At 71.1% G+C, this 17420-nt stretch carries 20 protein-coding genes and 2 pseudogenes; 10 read left to right on the top strand and 12 right to left on the bottom strand.

What is annotated here, in order from left to right:
- Nucleotides 1-57: 57 nt before the first annotated feature.
- From IE124_RS27370 to IE124_RS27360, 3 genes are all read left to right on the top strand, one after another.
- On the top strand, nucleotides 58-1098 hold the full coding sequence (locus tag IE124_RS27370; protein ID WP_189511429.1) for a hypothetical protein: 1041 nt from the start codon (nucleotides 58-60) through the stop codon (nucleotides 1096-1098).
- A 97-nt stretch (nucleotides 1099-1195) separates the two neighbouring features.
- Nucleotides 1196-2152 carry a sigma-70 family RNA polymerase sigma factor gene (locus IE124_RS27365; RefSeq protein ID WP_189511427.1) on the top strand — a complete coding sequence of 319 codons (957 nt, stop codon included), beginning with the start codon at nucleotides 1196-1198 and terminating at the stop codon, nucleotides 2150-2152.
- 230 nt (nucleotides 2153-2382) lie between these two features.
- The gene (locus tag IE124_RS27360) at nucleotides 2383-3654 is read left to right on the top strand and encodes an APC family permease (protein WP_189511425.1); all 1272 of its coding nucleotides are present in this window, start codon (nucleotides 2383-2385) and stop codon (nucleotides 3652-3654) included.
- Between the two features lie 36 nt (nucleotides 3655-3690).
- Here the strand turns inward: IE124_RS27360 and IE124_RS27355 are convergent, their stop codons facing one another.
- The gene (locus IE124_RS27355) at nucleotides 3691-4110 is read right to left on the bottom strand and encodes a DUF6223 family protein (RefSeq protein WP_189511423.1); all 420 of its coding nucleotides are present in this window, start codon (nucleotides 4108-4110) and stop codon (nucleotides 3691-3693) included.
- A gap of 375 nt (nucleotides 4111-4485) precedes the next feature.
- Between IE124_RS27355 and IE124_RS27350 the strand changes: the two are divergent.
- Nucleotides 4486-4812: pseudogene (locus IE124_RS27350) on the top strand (response regulator transcription factor); the annotation flags it as partial.
- 8 nt (nucleotides 4813-4820) lie between these two features.
- On the opposite strand, the gene IE124_RS27345 reads toward IE124_RS27350, so the two are convergent.
- The 6 genes from IE124_RS27345 to IE124_RS27320 form a co-directional block, all read right to left on the bottom strand.
- Nucleotides 4821-5426 (bottom strand): hypothetical protein, encoded by a 606-nt coding sequence (locus tag IE124_RS27345; RefSeq protein WP_189511421.1) that lies wholly within the window; start codon nucleotides 5424-5426, stop codon nucleotides 4821-4823.
- A gap of 70 nt (nucleotides 5427-5496) precedes the next feature.
- Complete coding sequence (locus IE124_RS27340; protein ID WP_189511419.1) at nucleotides 5497-5736, bottom strand: hypothetical protein; 240 nt, start codon at nucleotides 5734-5736, stop codon at nucleotides 5497-5499.
- Nucleotides 5737-5818: 82 nt separating this feature from the next.
- Nucleotides 5819-6838 (bottom strand): hemolysin family protein, encoded by a 1020-nt coding sequence (locus IE124_RS27335; RefSeq protein WP_189511417.1) that lies wholly within the window; start codon nucleotides 6836-6838, stop codon nucleotides 5819-5821.
- Nucleotides 6835-8151: a hemolysin family protein gene (locus IE124_RS27330; protein ID WP_370468828.1), complete on the bottom strand. Its 1317-nt coding sequence runs from the start codon at nucleotides 8149-8151 to the stop codon at nucleotides 6835-6837. The genes IE124_RS27335 and IE124_RS27330 overlap by 4 nt, the downstream gene beginning before the upstream one ends.
- A 150-nt stretch (nucleotides 8152-8301) precedes the next feature.
- On the bottom strand, nucleotides 8302-9321 hold the full coding sequence (locus IE124_RS27325; RefSeq protein WP_189511413.1) for a hemolysin family protein: 1020 nt from the start codon (nucleotides 9319-9321) through the stop codon (nucleotides 8302-8304).
- The gene (locus tag IE124_RS27320) at nucleotides 9318-10655 is read right to left on the bottom strand and encodes a hemolysin family protein (RefSeq protein ID WP_189511411.1); all 1338 of its coding nucleotides are present in this window, start codon (nucleotides 10653-10655) and stop codon (nucleotides 9318-9320) included. Before IE124_RS27320 ends, IE124_RS27325 begins: the two co-directional genes overlap by 4 nt.
- Before the next feature lie 409 nt (nucleotides 10656-11064).
- Here IE124_RS27320 and IE124_RS27315 point away from each other — a divergent pair, with 409 nt between their 5' ends.
- The 3 genes from IE124_RS27315 to IE124_RS27305 all read left to right on the top strand — a co-directional run bounded on the left by IE124_RS27315 (nucleotide 11065) and on the right by IE124_RS27305 (nucleotide 13162).
- Nucleotides 11065-11286 (top strand): hypothetical protein, encoded by a 222-nt coding sequence (locus tag IE124_RS27315; RefSeq protein WP_189511409.1) that lies wholly within the window; start codon nucleotides 11065-11067, stop codon nucleotides 11284-11286.
- Nucleotides 11287-11374: 88 nt separating this feature from the next.
- Complete coding sequence (locus IE124_RS27310) at nucleotides 11375-12409, top strand: sporulation protein (RefSeq protein WP_189511407.1); 1035 nt, start codon at nucleotides 11375-11377, stop codon at nucleotides 12407-12409.
- 297 nt (nucleotides 12410-12706) lie between these two features.
- The gene (locus tag IE124_RS27305; protein ID WP_030211975.1) at nucleotides 12707-13162 is read left to right on the top strand and encodes a tellurite resistance TerB family protein; all 456 of its coding nucleotides are present in this window, start codon (nucleotides 12707-12709) and stop codon (nucleotides 13160-13162) included.
- A 53-nt stretch (nucleotides 13163-13215) separates the two neighbouring features.
- Here the strand turns inward: IE124_RS27305 and IE124_RS27300 are convergent, their stop codons facing one another.
- From IE124_RS27300 to IE124_RS27290, 3 genes are all read right to left on the bottom strand, one after another.
- On the bottom strand, nucleotides 13216-13581 hold the full coding sequence (locus tag IE124_RS27300) for a hypothetical protein (protein ID WP_189511405.1): 366 nt from the start codon (nucleotides 13579-13581) through the stop codon (nucleotides 13216-13218).
- Between the two features lie 87 nt (nucleotides 13582-13668).
- Nucleotides 13669-14598, bottom strand: a complete 930-nt coding sequence (locus IE124_RS27295) for a M56 family metallopeptidase (protein WP_189511403.1) — start codon at nucleotides 14596-14598, stop codon at nucleotides 13669-13671.
- 4 nt (nucleotides 14599-14602) lie between these two features.
- Nucleotides 14603-15007 carry a BlaI/MecI/CopY family transcriptional regulator gene (locus tag IE124_RS27290; protein ID WP_189511401.1) on the bottom strand — a complete coding sequence of 135 codons (405 nt, stop codon included), beginning with the start codon at nucleotides 15005-15007 and terminating at the stop codon, nucleotides 14603-14605.
- Nucleotides 15008-15213: 206 nt separating this feature from the next.
- On the opposite strand from IE124_RS27290, the gene IE124_RS27285 reads away from it, so the two are divergent.
- Together IE124_RS27285 and tatA are read left to right on the top strand one after the other, a co-directional pair.
- On the top strand, nucleotides 15214-15789 hold the full coding sequence (locus IE124_RS27285) for a TerD family protein (protein WP_189511399.1): 576 nt from the start codon (nucleotides 15214-15216) through the stop codon (nucleotides 15787-15789).
- 40 nt (nucleotides 15790-15829) lie between these two features.
- A complete protein-coding gene (gene tatA, locus IE124_RS27280; RefSeq protein WP_189511397.1) occupies nucleotides 15830-16099 on the top strand; it encodes a Sec-independent protein translocase subunit TatA in 270 nt (89 codons plus the stop codon).
- Nucleotides 16100-16273: 174 nt separating this feature from the next.
- On the opposite strand, the gene IE124_RS27275 is transcribed toward tatA, so the two are convergent.
- A complete protein-coding gene (locus tag IE124_RS27275; RefSeq protein ID WP_189511395.1) occupies nucleotides 16274-16600 on the bottom strand; it encodes a hypothetical protein in 327 nt (108 codons plus the stop codon).
- The gene (locus IE124_RS27270; protein WP_189511393.1) at nucleotides 16597-17085 is read right to left on the bottom strand and encodes a hypothetical protein; all 489 of its coding nucleotides are present in this window, start codon (nucleotides 17083-17085) and stop codon (nucleotides 16597-16599) included. Before IE124_RS27270 ends, IE124_RS27275 begins: the two co-directional genes overlap by 4 nt.
- Nucleotides 17086-17101: 16 nt before the next feature.
- Here IE124_RS27270 and IE124_RS27265 point away from each other — a divergent pair.
- Nucleotides 17102-17420, top strand: a pseudogene (locus IE124_RS27265) (DM13 domain-containing protein); the annotation flags it as partial.

Raw genomic sequence — 17420 nt, 5'->3', positions numbered from 1 at the left:
CGCGCTACACGATCTCGAGCCACTCGGCAAGAAACTCCCCCCTCTCAAGGAGCAGGCATGTCCACTCAGGCCGCGCCCGCAGCCGACACGTCCCACTCACCCTCCCCCTGGCCGGCCGTCGCGAGGGCGGTCACCCTGCTCACGGTGAGCATCAGCCTGCTGCTCATCGCCTTCGCCTGGCCGTCGGTGCGCTCATCGGTGCATGACGTGCCGATCGCCGTCGCCGGGCCCGCCCCCGCGGTCCAGCAGATGACGGCCGTACTCGACCAACGGCTTCCCGACGGCTTCGAGATCGTCGAGGTCGCCGACACCGCCGCCGCCGAACGCCTGATCCGCGATCGTGAGGTGTACGGGGCGATCGACCTCAGCTCCGGCACCCCGCAGGTCGTCACCGCGTCCGCCGGAAGCGCCGCCGTCGCCCAGGCCCTGAACAGCATCGCGACCGGCCTCGGCCGGACGCAGGGAGTCGGCACCGCTGTCGCCGCCCGCGACCTCGTCCCGCTGCCGGCCGACGACCCACGTGGCGCCGGACTGGCCGCCGGAGCCCTGCCGTTGGTCATGGGCGGCCTGCTCGCCGCCCTGCTGCTGACCAGGCTCGTCCGCGGCAGCATCCGCCGCGCCGTCGGAGCGCTCGCCTTCGCCGTCACCGGCGGACTCGCCGTGGCGGCGATCCTGCAGTTCTGGTTCGGCTCGCTCGACGGCTCGTACGCCGCCAACACCGGGGCCGTCGCCCTGACCGTCGCGGCCATCGCCCTGACCATCCTCGGTCTCGAGTCACTGCTCGGGTACGTCGGCTTCGGCCTCGGCGCCGCCACCATGATGCTCATCGGCAACCCCCTGTCGGGCACCGCGACCGCACCCGAGATGCTGCCCGACTGGTCCGGCACCCTCGGCCAACTGCTACCACCCGGGGCCGGTGGCCAACTGCTGCGCTCCACCGCCTTCTTCGACGCTCACGGCGCCACCCGCCCCGCCACCGTCCTGGCGGCGTGGCTCACGCTCGGTACGGTGCTGTGCCTGGCCGGCGACCTGCGCCGACGCCCTCCCGCCACCACCGAAGAAACGGCCGTCCAGCCCGCCGCGCACGCGGCGGTCTGACCCCCTCCTCGCCCACCGACACGGCGCGCAACACCCCACCCCCACAGGGAGAACGCCCCGAGTCGAGCCTTCCGCCACACCACATAGGGTGGTCCGCATGGACAGCACCGCCACTGATCGCTTCGACACCAGCCGCTTCGAGGCGAGCCGGAACCGACTGGCCTCGCTGGCGTACCGGCTGCTGGGCTCCGCCACCGACGCCGAAGACGCGGTGCAGGACGCGTTCCTGCACTGGCAGGCCGCGGACCGGCAGCGCATCAGGGTTCCGGAGGCATGGCTGACCAAGGTCGTCACCAACCTGTGCCTGGACCGGCTCCGCTCGGCACAGGCCCGCCGTGAACGCACCGCCGGCGCCTGGATGCCCGAACCGCTCCTCGACGGCGATGTGCTGCTCGGCCCGGCCGACACGTTCGAGCAACGCGAGTCGGTCTCCCTGGCCCTGCTGACCCTCATGGAGCGCCTGTCCCCCCTTGAGCGGGCCGTCTACGTCCTGCGCGAAGCGTTCTCCTACGGTCACGCCGAGATCGCCGAGATCCTCGACATCACCGAATCCGCAAGCCAGCAGCACCTCCACCGGGCCCGGCGCCGCATCACCGCCGCGCGCCGCGGCGACGGCGAAGTCGACCCGGCATCCGCCCGCAGGATCGTCGAGGAGTTCCTCGCAGCCGCCGCCTCGGGTCGCACCGAACGGCTGGTGGCGCTGCTCACCGACGACGCGACCGCGATCTCGGACGGCATGGGCGGCACGGCCCAGAAGCTGCTGCGGTTCGACACTCCGCAGCGCATCGCCGCTGTCGTACGGGCCGGCTTCAAGCCCACACCGGCGAAGCGGCGACTGGCCGGCGGCACACCGGCCATCCACTACGCGGTCGTCAACGGCGCCCCCGCCATCCTGTTCGTCCTCGCCGACCAGGTCATCGGCGCCGTGACCTTCGACATCGCGGGCGGCAGGATCGCGACCGTGCGCGGCATCGCCGCCCCCGCCCGTCTCGTCCGCCTCACCGAAGCCTGGCGGGAGCACGGACCGGACACGCCGCTCGTCGCCCAGTGGTGACCCGCCGCTTCCAGGCCGCCGAGTCCGAACGGTGCCGCGCGGTCCAGACGGAGGCGGGCCGTGCTGGAACGTCCGATCACGCTGCGCTCACGCAGGAGAGCCAGGGGTATTCGCCGTGGTCGGGGCTCTGAGCACGCCTTCTTCGCCGCCCGGGTGCTGTCCGCGGCTCGTCACTTTGTTCCTATACGGTGCCCCGGTACGTCTGGCGGAGCGCGGTTGGGGAGCGAGCGATGAGTGCGGGGTCGGGGCCTGCGGGCACGGGCGAGTTGAAGCGGCACCTGGGTGTGTTCGACGCCGTGGTGATCGGCCTGGGGTCGATGATCGGGGCGGGGATCTTCGCGGCCCTGGCTCCGGCGGCCGCCGCGGCTGGGTCGGGGCTGCTGCTCGGCCTGGCGTTGGCTGCGGTGGTGGCGTATTGCAACGCAATGTCCTCGGCGCGCCTCGCGGCCCGCTACCCCGCCTCCGGAGGTACGTACGTCTACGGGCGGGAGCGGCTGGGCGAGTTCTGGGGCTACCTCGCCGGATGGGCGTTCGTGGTCGGCAAGACCGCCTCCTGTGCGGCCATGGCGCTGACCGTCGGCTCGTACGTGTGGCCCGGTCAGGCTCATGCCGTCGCGGTCGCGGCGGTGGTGGCGCTGACCGCCGTCAACTACGCCGGGGTGCAGAAGTCCGCGTGGCTCACCCGCGTCATCGTCGCCGTGGTCCTGGCCGTGCTGACCGCCGTGGTGGTCGCCGCGGTCACCTCCGGCGATGCGGACACCGCCCAGCTCGGCATCGGTGAGGACGCGACCTTCGGCGGAGTGCTCCAAGCGGCGGGCCTGCTGTTCTTCGCATTCGCCGGCTACGCCCGCATCGCCACTCTGGGTGAGGAGGTCCGCGATCCCGCCCGCACGATCCCGAGGGCCATCCCGATCGCTCTCGGCATCGCCCTCGTCGTCTACACGGCCGTGGCCGTCGCCGTCCTGGTCGTCCTGGGCCCCCAGGGCCTCGCGGACGCCACCGCCCCGCTGTCGGATGCCGCGCGCGATGCAGGCGCGGACTGGCTGGCTCCGGTCGTACGGGTGGGCGCCGCAGTGGCCGCGCTCGGCTCGCTGCTCGCCCTGATCCTCGGGGTCTCGCGCACGACCTTGGCCATGGCCCGCGATCGGCATCTGCCGCATGCCCTGGCCGCCGTCCACCCGAAGTTCCGGGTGCCGCACCGTGCTGAACTCGTGGTCGGCGCCGTCGTCGCGGTGCTCGCCGCGACAGCCGACGTACGCGGGGCGATCGGCTTCTCCTCCTTCGGAGTGCTCGCCTACTACGCGATCGCCAACGCCGCCGCCTGGACCCTCGCCCCGGACGAGGGCCGACCGGCGCGGATTGTGCCGGTCGTCGGGCTGGCCGGTTGCCTCGTCCTCGCGTTCGCCCTGCCGGCCTCGTCGGTGATCTCCGGCGCCGCAGTTCTGGCTGCCGGTGCCGTTGCCTACGGGGTGCGTCGCGCGGTGACCGCCCGCGGGGCGTGACTGCGGCGGAGCTGCAGGCGCGCGTATCCGCGGCGGTCAGCCGGTGCGGCGGGAGCGGGACAGGGCCAGCCCGCCGAGGATCGCGGCGGTCAGCCCCGACAGCAGGGCCAAGGCGCCGGCGACTACTCCGTTGCCGGTGCCGGGACCACCGTCGGCGACGGCCAGATTCAGCACGCCGCCGACCAAAGCGATCAGCCCCGCCACCAGGGCCACAATGGCCCTCTTTTTCCCGCCTCTGCCGATAGGACGGACGGAGCGGGCCCGCGCCAGCCCGCCGATGACCGCGGCGGCCAGCCCCAGCAGCGCGGCCGCGGTGGCCCAGAATCGGGCGGTGGTCAGGGTGTACGCCTCGACGTCGGCGGACTGGGCCAGGTCGTGCGCTGCCGCTGGTGCGGCAAGTACGAGGCCCCCGAGCATGGCGGCCGCGGCGGTGACAAGCAGGCGACGAACGGACATGAAGGGTGCTCCTTGTTTTCCTGCGGCTGGACGTGGTCTGAGCATGTCGGTCGGACCCACCTCCGGTCGTCCCGCAGACGCAGGCACTTCGCACTGCCGCAGGCGCGGCAGGCGCCGCGAAAGTACTGCGTGCGTGGTAGTCGGCCGCTCGTCCGCGAGCGGGGATTCGCCCGCGGACGCCTCGGGCTACGGTGCGCGCGTGAGCAAAGGGCGGTTCCACGTTCGGGCCGGTGTCAGGGACTGGCTGATCGCCGCCGGCGCCGCCGGTGAAGCCCTCCGGCAGGCCGGCGAGGCATCGGACTGCTCGGGATGCGCGCACGCGTCACCGCCCTCGGAGGCCGCCTCCGAGCGGCTCCGCGCGGCGAGGGCGGCTACTTCCTGCACGCCGTACGGGTGGCGGCGCGGGGCGACGCCCTCCTCGCACCCTCGATCACCCGCAAGTTGATCAACCGGTACGTCACCCAGGCACTCCCCACGGCCACCGGCACAGCGCTAAAGGAACTGACCGGCCGCGAACGCGAGGCCGTCGTCCTGGTCGCACACGGTCTGTCGAACGACGAGATCGCGGCCCGCGTGGTGATCAGCCCGCTGACCGCGAAGACCCATGTCAACCGCGCCATGATCAAACTGGACGCCCGCGACCGCGCCCGACTCGTCGTCCTCGCCTACGAATCGGGCCTGGTCGCGCCTGGCAACACCTGAGGTACCCGTCAGGGCTTGAGGAGGGCGGCGGCCTCTCGGGCGGCGTCGACGACTCCGGCGCGGGCGGCTTGCCTGTCGTCGTCGCTGCGGGCGTGGGCCAGGTAGATCACGATGTTGCTGCGGCGGAAGACGACTTGCGCGGTGATGTTCTTGCCGGGGACGGGCGGGCTGAAGCGGAGGAATGCTTCGTCGCCCAGGCCGAGCAGGTCTTCCTGGGTGTCCTTCTCCCAGCCCGGTTCACCGTCGGCGCGCTGTTCGCGCATGTCCTCCTGGGCCAGTTCGACGTTGAGGCGGCTGGCGAAGAGATGGACGTTGGCCCGATACTTCCCCTTCTCGCGAGGGGCGGACCAGGTGCAGGAGGCCACGTCCTCGCGTCCGCCGTACGCCTCCGGGACGAGCCGGTGGATCGTCTCGGGGGTGACGAGCTCGCAGAACTGCGGATCGGCCTTGAACTCGCCCTCCTGCTCGCCGTCCCACCACCGCCATGTCCAGAAGGCGGCCAGGGTGACGACGATCAGCGTGATCGCGGCGGCGAAGGCGAGGCGCGAGGGCGCGGTGGGCTGGGTCGGCACGACGGGCTCGACGGACGCGGCGGGCTCGGGGGGTATGGTCACCGCCGCAGCATAGGGGCCCCGGCCACGTGAGGATCCGGGGAATTCGCAGCGCGCCGGACTGCCCTGCCCTTCAGCGGAGTTCGGCCACGAGCCCGACACCGTCGATCTCCTTCAGGACCGGCGGGGACAGGTCCAGCGGGCTGCCGCCGAGGGCGACGTAGCCGATGCGGGCCTGGGGGTACGTCGTGTCCGTACCGGCGAGCTCGGTGCGCTCCGCCGGGGTCAGGGGTTCCCTGGGCTTCTCCACGCCCTCCGCACAGGTCTTGCCGCCGTAGGAGGCAGCGAACTCGGTCTGGGCGATCCGGGTCATGCGCGAACAGACAGCCGTGCCGTCGTGGGCGGCTGAGCGGAACGGCAAAGGCAGAGACACGCCCCGCCCGGCCCTGCGGATGTCAGACCGTCTGCGGGCCCATGAGCCGGACGAGGAGGTCGTCGAGGCTGACCAGCCCGGTGAGCGCACCGTCTTCGTTCCGTACGACGGCGAGGGAGGAGCGGCGGCGGCGCAGGTGCTCGACGGCCTCGGACACCGTGGTGCCGGGGGCCAGTTCGGGTACGGGGCGGGCGAGGTCGCGGGCGGTGAGGGTACGGCCGCGGGTGCGGGCGACAAGGGCGTCGCGGGCGTGGACGGAGCCGAGGATACGGTCGCCGTCGCGGACCAGGAGGCGCGAGCGGTCGGCGTCGGAGGCCCGGGCCAGCAGCGTGTCCAGGTCGGCGCCGGCCGGGATCGTGACGATGTCCGCGGCCGGGGTCTGGAATTCCGCCACCGGGGTCTGGGGTTCGGTCAGGGAGCGGGTGATGAGCAGCGAGTCGGTCCTGTTGATCAGGCCCAGGCGCTCGGACTCCTCCACGAGGTGGGTGAGCTGCTCGCGGTTGTGGACGGCGGCCAGTTCGTCACGGGGCTGCACGCGGCACATTCGTACAAGTGCGTTGCTGACCTTGTTGAGGATCCAGAGCAGCGGGCGCACCGCCTTGACCACGGCCCGGAAGGGCGGCGTGAGGAGCATCGCGGAGCGCTCGGGGTGGGCGATGGCCCAGGACTTGGGGGCCATCTCGCCGAGGACCATGTGGAGGAAGACCACGACGATCATGGCGACGGCGAAGGCGATGCCGTAGCTGAGGGCCGTGGGCAGTCCGAGCTTCACGAGCAGCGGGTCGAGCTCGTGGGAGATCGCCGGCTTGGAGATCGCGCCGAGGCCGAGGGTGCACAGGGTGATGCCGAGCTGCGCGCCCGCGAGCATCAGCGACAGCTCGCGCATGCCGGCGAGTGCGGCCTTGGCGCCGCGCTGCCCGTCGGCGACGGCCTTCTCGATGCGGTGCCTCTTGGCGGCGACGAGCGCGAACTCGGCGGCGACGAAGAAGCCGCTGCCGATCAGCAGCAGGACGGTGACGAAGAGCGCCATGGGGAAGCTCATGCCTGGGCCTCCTCGGCGGCAGACGGGACCTGTTCGATGCGGACGCGTTCGGGGACGTGGCGGTCGAGGCTGAGGACCTCGATGTGGACGTCGTCGACGGTGAGGCGGTCCCCGATCGTGGGGAAGCGGCCGAGGCGGTCGATGACGAGGCCGGCGACGGTGTCGTAGTCGTCGTCCTCGGGCAGCGCGATGCCGGTGGCGTCCTCGATCTCGTCGAGGCGACGTCCGGCGTCGACCTTCCAGCCGTCGCCGTCCGGTGCGGCCACGGTGACGACGGTGTCGCTCTCGTCGGCGATGTCTCCGACGAGCTCCTCCGCGATGTCCTCGTACGTGACGATGCCGGCGACGCCGCCGTGCTCGTCGAGGACGACGGCGAACTCGTCGTCGCGCTCCCGCATCTGCGCGACGGCCTGCGGCAGCGGCAGCGTGTCGGGCAGCAGGAGCGGTCGCCGGGCGGCTTCGCCCGCGGTGGTGGTGTCGAAGGCGGTCGCGGGCAGGCGCATCAGCTCGTTCACGCCCAGGACACCCGCGACGTCGTCGGGGTGGTCGCCGAGGACGGGGTAGTTGGAGTGGCCGTACGTGGCGATCAGCTCCACGGCCTCGGTGAGCGTGGAGTCCTTGCGTACGAAGACGGCGTCCACGCGCGGCACCATCACCTCGTCCATGGTCCGCTCCGAGAACTCCAGGGCGTGGTCGAGCAGCTCGGCGGTGGCGGGCGGCAGCTCGCCCTGTTCGTGGGACTCGCCGATGAGGTGGCTGAGCTCCTCCAGGGTTGCGCCGTGGTGCAGCTCCTCGACCGGCTCGATGCCGACCTTGCGGAGCAGCTTGTTGGCGGCGCCGTCGAAGACGCGGACGACCGGCCCGACGACCTTCAGGTAGATGAGGGTGGAGGCGGCGAGGGACTTGGCGAGCCGTTCGGGGACGGCGAGGGCCAGGTTCTTCGGTGCGAGTTCGCCGAGGACCATCTGCAGGACCGTCGCCACCACGAAGGCGAGGACCACGGAGATCGCCGAGACGGCGCCGGCGGACAGCCCCGTCCCCTCCAGGGCGGGCTTCAGGAGCGCTGAGACGGACGGCTCGGCGAGGAAGCCGACGACGAGGCCGGTGACGGTGATGCCGAGCTGGGCGCCGGAGAGCATGAACGAGAGCCGTTCGAGGACCGTCAGGGCGCGGGCTGCCCGCTTGTCGCCTGCCTCGGCCTCGCGGGCGAGCGCGAGCCGGTCGGCGGCGACGTAGGCGAACTCCTGGGCGACGAAGTACCCGGTGCCGGCGGTCAGGACGAGGACGGCCAGCAGGCCGAGAGCGGCGTTCATCGACCGCACCCCTTCAGGGCGTGGGTGGACGTCGGTCTGGCGGACGCGGACAAGAAGTGGCTCCTTGCAGAAGGGACAGAGCGTTGGAAGGGAGTATCGGGGGTGAGGGGGCCGCCGGACCGCCGGACCGCAGGCGGAAGGCCGACCGGGTTACACGGCGGCGGCCGGTCCGACCAGCTCGTCGAGGACGTCTTCCATGGTCACGTAGCCGAGGACGGCGCCGCCGGCGCCGGTGACGGCGGCCAGGTGGCTGTCGGCGGCCCGCAGCGCGGTGAGCGTGTCGTCGAGCGGGGTGTCGACGCGGACCCGGGTCACCGCGTGCAGCGCGGTCCGCGGGAAGGGCCTGTCCCGGTCGGTGACGCCGAGGGTGTCCTTGATGTGCAGGTAGCCGAGTACGGCTCCCGCCGGACCGGTGACCGGGAAGCGCGAGTAGCCGGCCTCGGCTGCGGCCCGCTCCAGTCCGGTGGGGGTGATGCGGTGGTCGACGGTCACCATGCGGGCGGCGGGGACGAGGATCTCGCCGACGGGGCGGGTGCCCAGTTCCAGGGCGTCGCGCAGTCGCTCCCCGTCGGCGGGGGAGAGCAGTCCGGCCTGGCTGGTGTCGTGGACCATCCGGGCGAGTTCGTCGTCGGTGAAGACGGAAGCGACCTCGTCCTTCGGCTCGACGCGCAGCAGCCGCAGCAGGGCGTTGGCGAAGGCGTTGATGCCGAAGATGACCGGCTTGAGGGCGCGGGTGAGGGCGACGAGCGGCGGGCCGAGGAGCAGCGCGGTCTTCACCGGGGCGGCGAGCGCGATGTTCTTCGGGACCATCTCGCCGATCAGCATGTGCGCGTACGTCGCCAGGGTGAGCGCGATGACGAACGCGATCGGGTGCACGAAGCCGTGCGGCACGTGCATCGCCTCGAAGACGGGTTCCAGCAGGTGGGCGATGGCCGGCTCGGCGACCGCGCCCAGGACGAGGGAGGAGACGGTGATGCCCAGCTGGGCGGTGGCGAGCAGCGCGGAGATGTGCTCCAGGCCCCACAGCGTCATTCGGGCCCGCCGGTCGCCCTCCCGGGCCAGGGGCTCGATCTGGCTGCGGCGGACGGAGATCAGGGAGAACTCGCCGCCGACGAAGAAGGCGTTCGTCAGGAGGGTGAGGAATCCGATGGCGAGCTGGACGGCGGTCATCGGGTCGCTCCGGCGTGCTGGTGCTCCGCCTGGTGAGCGGGCTCTGTGAGGTGGACGCGGTCCGCGCGGTGGTGCTCGATGTCGAGGACGTCGAGCCGCCAGCCGTCGAGCAGGATCGCATCGCCCTGGGCGGGGATGCGGCCGAGGCGGGTGGCGATCAGACCGGCCACCGTCTCGTACGGGCCTTCCGGCGCGCGCAGCCCTATGCGGGCCAGCTCGTCGATCCGTACGCCTCCGTCGGCCTCCCAGGTCGCCCGCCCGTCCTCGGTGGGCGGCGCGGGCAGCAGGTCGGGGACCTCGACGGGGTCGTGCTCGTCGCGGACCTCGCCCACGACCTCCTCGACGATGTCCTCCACCGTCGCCACGCCGGCCATGCCGCCGTACTCGTCGATCACGACGGCCATCGTGCGGCTCGCCCGCAGCCGCTCCAGGAGCCGGTCGGCGGGCAGCGTCTCGGGCACCAGGAGCGGCTCGGTCACCAGCTGGGTGATCGGAGTGGCCGCCCGGGCGGCCGGTTCCAGTGCGAGGACGTCACGGATGTGGACGGTGCCGATCACGTTGTCCAGGTTCACCCGGTAGACCGGGAAGCGGGACAGGCCGGTGGCGTACGTGAGGTTGGCGGCGTCGGCGGCCGTGGCCTGGGCCTCCAGGGCGCGAACGTCGACGCGCGGCGTCATGACGTTCTCCGCCGTCAGTTCGCCCAGGTGGAGCGTACGGACGAACAACTCGACGGAGTCCGCCTCGATGGCACCCTCGGCGGCCGAGTGCCGGGCAAGGGATGCCAGCTCGGCGGGCGTGCGGACGGAGTGCAGCTCCTCGGCCGGTTCCAGGCCGAAGCGGCGTACGAACCGGTTGGCGGTGTTGTTGAGGTGCCGGATGAACGGACCGAAAGCGGCGGTGAAGCCCCGCTGGGGGCCGGCCACGACCTTGGCGACGGCCAGCGGGCGCGAGATCGCCCAGTTCTTCGGAACGAGCTCGCCGACGACCATGAGCACGACAGTGGAGATCGCCACACCGAGAACAGTGGCGACGGAGGACGCCGCACCGCCCAGACCGATCGCCTCCAGCGGGCCGCGCAGCAACGCCGCGAGGGACGGCTCCGCGAGCATGCCGATCACCAGCGAGGTGACGGTGATACCGAGCTGGGCGCCGGAGAGCTGCACGGTCAGCCGTCGGACGGCACGCAGCGCGCTCTCGGCGCCGCGCTCCTCGGCCTCGGCGGCACGTTCCAGATCGCCACGCTCGACGGTCGTCAGGGAGAACTCGGCGGCGACGAAGACGGCGCAGGCCAGGGTGAGTCCGAGGGCGAGGAGCAACAGGAGGACTTCGGTCACCGTGCCACCCCCGCTCGCTCACCGAACGTCAGCAGGCAGGGTCCGGCACAGCCGGTACTCGGAGGCTCCATCGCGGGCCCGTGGCTCCTTCTCATGAACGACGTGGGGAGGAGGTCACGCCCCTCCCCGTACTTCTACACCCACTGTAAAGGACCCAGGTCCGGTGTCCACTGTTCACCCACCCACAGATTGCGCCGCCAGGAGTCGACCTCCGGGGTGCGTCCGACCGGCACGATCGAGTCTCCGGCCGTGGCGTCCAGGGTCGAATGGAGACTGTTTCCGGACTCTTTCTCCACGAACCTGCCGTCGCGCAAACCCAATTCGCCGGAACACCCCTATGCTCTACAGATGTGTAGAGGACGTGCGTGGTGTGCGCACGTTCTTCGTCGACCCCTGGAGGGCTGCTTCCGTGGCTTCGATCGACCTCGACAAGGTGCTGGACAAGGCATGGGTGGACAAGGAGCTGCCGGAGATCCTGGCCGCGCCGGTCGGGGCCCTCAAGGGCGTCTCCGACCGTGACGGTGAGCTGCTCCAGGAGGCGTTCGGGGTCAAGACGATCGCCGACCTCGCGGAGCTGAAGTACGTCCGCTGGGCACAGACGCTCGCCGCGCTCCACACCGCGACGAAGTAACCCACATACCGCCGTCGGCGCCCCACACCCCACCCGGGGCGCCGGCGGCATCCGACCAACAGGTACGAATGAAGGAGTGAACGCCACGATGGTGTTCAAGAGGCTGCTCGGCTCGCTCGGGGTCGGCGGCCCGTCAGTGGACACGGTCCTCGACCCGGGCGCGGTGACGCCGGGGGGAACGCTCGGCGGGCAGGTGCACCTCAAGGGTGGGAGTGCCGACTTCACCGTCGAGCACATCACCCTGGAGCTCGTGGCCCACGTCGAGGCCGAACACGACGGCGGGGAGTCCGAGGGGGCGGTGGTCTTCCACCGGCAGGTGGTGGGCGGGAACTTCCGCCTCGAGGAGGGTGAACTGCGCAACGTCCCGTTCTCCTTCCCCCTGCCGTGGGAGACGCCGATCACCGAGCTGTACGGCCAGGGCCTCGGCATCGCCCTCGGGGTACGAACCGAACTCGGCATCGCCGGCGAGAAGGACAAGGGCGACCTCGACCCGCTATCCGTACGCCCCCTGCCGGTCCAGGAAGCGGTCCTCGAAGCCCTCGGCCAGCTCGGCTTCGGCTTCAAGTCGGCCGACCTCGAACTCGGGCACATCCGGGGGACGGGCCAGCAGCTGCCCTTCTACCAGGAGATCGAGGTCGCCCCCTCGCCCCGGTACGCACACCAGGTCAACGAGATCGAAGTGACCTTCCTCGCCGGCCCGGCCGGAATGGAGGTCGTCCTGGAGGCGGACAAGCGCGGCGGATTCCTCTCCGAGGGCCACGACACCGTCAGCCGCTACACGGTCAGCCATCACGGCGTCGACCAGGTCGACTGGAACGCCGAGGTCGAGTCCTGGATGCGGCAGCTCGTCGAGCATCGTGCCTCGTACGGTTCACCCTCCCCGTACGGCTCCCACGACGCCTACGGCCACGGGGCTCCGCACGCCGACAAGGATCACCACGGCCACCACGGCGACGGGCACGGTCACCGCTCCGGTCCGGGCATGGGCACTGCGGTCGCGGCGGGTGCGGCCGGGCTCGCCGTCGGTGTCGTCGGCGGCATGGTCGCGGCCGAAGCCGTCGACGAGATCGGCGACTTCTTCGAAGGCGACGAAGAGGAAGAGGAGGAAGGCGGCGAGGGCTGAGACCAGCCGCCTGTCGGGCGCTCGCCCGGCCGCTGCCTCCTGGGCCCGCGACCGCATCCCGGTCGCGGGCCTTCTCTCATCCAGGGGTCAAGGGGTGCCGCTCGCGGGGCGGACCTCGATGGGCGACTCGCCAAGGAAGCCGCCTCCCTTGCGGCAAGGTTCCAGAGGCGTTGACTGGAACGGCGCCGACCGCGCCACCAGCACCTGATAGCTTCTACATCAATGTAGAAGGTGCGGGTGGTCCGGACCGTCCTCATCCGGCCCGGACCACCCCCGACACGTAACGGAGGTCCGAAGATGGCCCTGTGGGACCGCTTCAAGGAGTCTGCATCGACGATGCAGACCCAGCTCATGGCGAAGAAGAACGACCTGAAGAGCGGCGCTTTCCGTGACGCCAGCATGGCGATGTGCGCGCTCGTCGCCGCCGCCGACGGCAGCATCGACCCGTCCGAGCGCCAGAAGGTCGCCCAGCTCATCATGAGCAACGACGTCCTGCGGAACTTCCCGGGGGACGACCTCCAGCGCCGCTTCGACGCCAACTGCGACAAGCTCACCGCCGACTTCGACTTCGGCAAGGTCAGCGTCCTCCAGGAGGTCGCGAAGGCGAAGAAGAAGCCCGCCGAGGCCCGCGCCGTCATCCAGATCGGCATCATCATCGGCGGCGCCGACGGCGATTTCGACAAGGACGAGCAGGCGGTCGTACGGGAGGCGTGCTACGCCCTCGACCTCCCCCCGCACGAGTTCGACCTGTAGTCCCCTCGCCGGGAGAGGGGCCCGAGCCGTCGTCGCGGGCCCCGCCTCCCCCTTCAGGCCAGGTCCGTCAGCTCCTCCGCGAACACCTGCGACAACGGCTGCGGCCCCACGTACTGCTGGCAGTTGCACTGCCCGGCCTCGTAACGGACCGGTTTCTTGTTCTCGTCCCAGGCGGTCGGCACCTCGACCCGCTCATGGCACCGGCCCTGCTTGTCGTGCTTCGCCAGGTGGTGCGTGCACCCGCACACCGGCTCCGGCATCTTGTGTACGGCCTCAAGGGCCAGACGTTCCTGCTTCGCCGCATCCAGCAGCTCCATCTTGCGCTCATGCCGGTGGCGCAGCGCGGTCCGGGCGTTGTCGACCGCCCACGCGAAGCCGCCCGTCCAGAACAGGATGAGGACCAACCAGAACCAGTTCACCATTCCCCCTGTTTCCCCTGGTACTTGGACATCAGCATAGGACCGGACCCGGCCGTACAGCTCGTCGGCAACCGCTCTTGTCCGGAGCTAGAGCGGGGTCGCCGCCTTCAGGATCAGGAAGAGCGTGACGGCCGAGTTCGCCGAGGACAGTGCGGAGATCGTGGTGCCGGCCGCCGCCCCCCACGCGGCCAGGCCCGCGCTGGTGAACAAGGACGGCCACAGGCGTGCGGCCGGAGCAGGGCCCAGCAGAGCGGCCACGCGGCGGGGCGCGGGACCGGCCGAGGCGAATCCCGCCAGCGTCACCGCAGGTGCGCCACGGGAGATCAGCGCGGCCTTGCCGACAGCCCGCGCTACGGTCCGGCGGCTGCCGATCCGGGTGGCCGCCTCTTCGTCCGCCCACCGCTCGGTGGTGTACGTGACCGCTGTGCGCAGGGGCCGCAGGAACGGGTTGGCGCGTGCGGCGAGTTGCACGGTCAGCAGGAACCTGTGGTGGCGGGCGGTCAGGTGGGCACGCTCGTGGGCGAACAGCGCGCGCCGCTCCGGGCCGGTCAGGGTGGCGAGCATCGCGGTCGTGACCACGACACGGTCCTTCCGGCCCGGCAGGGCGTACGCGTACGGGTTCGCGTCGGGCAACACCACGACCGACGTCGCGGGCAGGCCCTCCAGCGCGCGGCCGGCACGGCGGCGTACGCGATGGTGCCGCCAGGCGGCCCTGGCGCAGGAGGCGAGAACGAGGATCAGGGTGGGGATGGCGAGCTTGCCCGCGATCTCGTCGTAGGGGACGGCCTCGCGGACCTCGGGGTCGGACCAGCCGTCCGGCAGCGGGTTGCCGGGTAGTTGGGCGGTGCCGACCACCATCAGCAGCGCAAGGGACAGCGTGCTGCACATGGCGAGCACACCGGAGACGCCGGTCAGTAGCCAGGTGGCCATCCGCGGATGCAAGTGGTGCTCGGCAAGGCGTGCGACCGGCCATGCCGTCAAGGGCAGGACCAGTGGCAGGAAGACGAAGACTCCCATGCCGTCAGTCTTCCCCCTCGGTGGGGTCCTGAGCCAGCAGATCGCGCAGCAGGCGCTCGTCATGAGGTGAGAGGGCCGTCACAAAGCTGGCCAGCACGGCCCCCCGGTCCGCCTCGCCGTCCAGGACCTTCCGCATCCGCAGCGCTGCGAGCCCGGCCTCGTCCGCGACCGCCGTCCACTCGAACGACCGACCCACCCGCTCCCTGCTCACCGCCCCCTTGACGTGCAGACGCGTCAGGATCGTGATGACGGTCGTGTAGGCGAGATCGCCGCCAAGACGCTCCTGCACCCATCCCGCGGTGCGGGCGCCCGGAGCCTGCCGCAGGGCGGCCAGCACCTGCGCTTCGAGCTCGCCCTGGCCCCGCCGCCGGGGATGCGTGTCGTGGTCCTCCCGCTTGGCCTTCGTCATTCCGCCGCCCTCCCGTCGACTCGTCCCGCCCGTGTGGGGCGGTTCATCGTACTGAGACGACACGCATCCGCCCGCTTCTGTTCGCCTGGAGTTGGCGGGCGACGCCGTCGAGAAGCGAGGGGTCCCGATTTCTGCCCTTCCTGCATCTTCTACATCATTGTAGATTTACAGGCTCCAGCACGCTACGGCCAGGAAGTGAAGATGACATGGGTGTGAGCCTCTCCAAGGGCGGCAACGTCTCGCTGAGCAAGGAGGCGCCGGGGCTGACCGCCGTCCTGGTCGGCCTGGGCTGGGACGTCCGCACGACCACCGGGAGCGACTACGACCTCGACGCGAGCGCCCTACTCCTGAACGACACGGGGAAGGTCGCCTCCGACCGGCACTTCGTCTTCTACAACAACCTCACCAGCCCGGACGGTTCGGTCGAGCACACCGGCGACAACCTCACCGGCGAGGGCGACGGCGACGACGAGGCCATCAAGGTCAACCTGGCAGCCGTGCCCGCCGACATCACGAAGATCACCTTCCCGGTCTCCATCCATGACGCCGAGAACCGGGGCCAAAGCTTCGGCCAGGTCCGCCACGCCTTCATCCGCGTGGTCAACCAGGCCGGCGGCGCCGAACTCGCCCGCTACGACCTCTCGGAGGACGCAGCCACCGAGACCGCGGTGATCTTCGGCGAGCTCTACCGACACGGCACCGAATGGAAGTTCCGGGCCGTGGGCCAGGGCTACGCCTCCGGACTCGCCGGCATCGCGGCCGACTTCGGCGTCAACGTCTGAGACACCGAACGAGCCAGCCCCCTCCAGAGAACGGAACACCGTGTTCGGAATCAGCGAGATGGCGATCATCCTGATCGTCGTCATTCTGCTTCTCGGAGCCAAGAAGCTGCCCGACCTCGCCCGCAGCGCGGGCAAGGCGGCCCGCATCCTCAAGAGCGAGACGCGGGCGATGAAGGCCGACGGCACCCCGGACCAGCAGGCCACCTACCAGGTCACCGAGAACCGCCCCCACCAGGACCCGGCCGCCCAGCCCGACAGCCAACGCCCCGAAGCCTCGCCCGGGCACACGCCGGGGAACACGTGCCCCTGAGGCCGAGAACGCCTCCGTGCGGGATGGATGTCGGTTCAGTCGAAGGCCGGCTCGCGGAAGGCGCTGCGTACGAACCCGCGCCACAAGTGTGGGAATCACCGATACCCCGCTCGGGCGAGTCGGCGGCGTTCCCGGCCCGCTCGCCAGAGCCGGTGCGATTGTGCACGGCGCGAACTATGACACTGCGAGCTCCGCCCCCTGCGCCGAAGGCACGCTTGAGTGCCTCGGCGACGCGCAGCTGGTGAAGGCGACGGCCATCAACGGGGTACTGCCGGACTTGAACAGCGCCATCGACCACGCGGCCTTCGAGGTGCTGCGCTCGCTGCACCCGGCGCTGAACTTCGACGACGAGATCGCCGCCGCCCGCTCCACCATCCCCGCTGTCGTGACCCCCGCGCAGCGCGAGGCCGGCACCGAGGTCGGACAGATGACCGCTGCCGCGACGATCGCCACCCGCCAGAACGACGGCTCGGCGCCCGTCGCCCCGTATGCCGGCTTCACCGGCCCGGATACTGGCGTCCCACCGGCACCGGTGACGGCGCCACCCGCAGTGGGGTCTGGTCAAGCCCTTCGGCATGGCGTCGAGCGCGCAGTTCCGCCCCGCCGGCCCGGCTGGGCACACGCAGATGAGCACGCTGCTGCCGAGCCGGGCGTACGCCGACCAGGTCGACGACGTGAAGAGCCTCGTCGGCGCGGAATCGATCACCCGGACCGCCGACCAGACGAAGGCGGAGCTGTTCCTTCGAGATCGACGCCGCGGCCGGGAAGCCGGTACTCCACCGCCAGGTCACCAGCGACACCAGCCACGACGTCGCGCTCCAGCTACCGGAAGGCACCCGTGCTCCGGGACGGCAGAGCGCCCCCGGCCCGCTCGTGACGAAGACCCCTTCATTGTCCTTGGCCCTTCCGACCGATCCCGAAGACGGGTTGGGTAGAGGCGAGAGCGTCGACGATTGAAGAACGGGGACTGCCTTGGAACGCAGCATCAAGAGGAATCTGGGGATGGGCCTCGGCGTTGCCGCCGTGATGGTCGTGACGGCAGGGCTGGTGTGGTTCAAGCCCTGGGCCTTGTGGGTGGACGAGACGGTCAACGAATCGCTGCCCTCCGCGAGCTCACCCGCTATCACGTCCTCGGCCACGCCCGCGACGGGCACGGCTTCGTCCACGCCGGAGGCCACCGCCCCCGCCGGTCCCGTCACTCTCGCGCAGGGCACGTTCATCAGCCATGAACACGAGACCACCGGCACCGTGAAGGTCGTCCGGCTCGCGGACGGCAGCCACACCCTGCGTCTCGAGGGTCTCGACACGAGCAACGGCCCCG

The organism is Streptomyces narbonensis (genome assembly GCF_014649015.1).
GTDB lineage: Bacteria > Actinomycetota > Actinomycetes > Streptomycetales > Streptomycetaceae > Streptomyces > Streptomyces narbonensis.
This window is presented reverse-complemented; position numbering and strand designations above follow the sequence as displayed.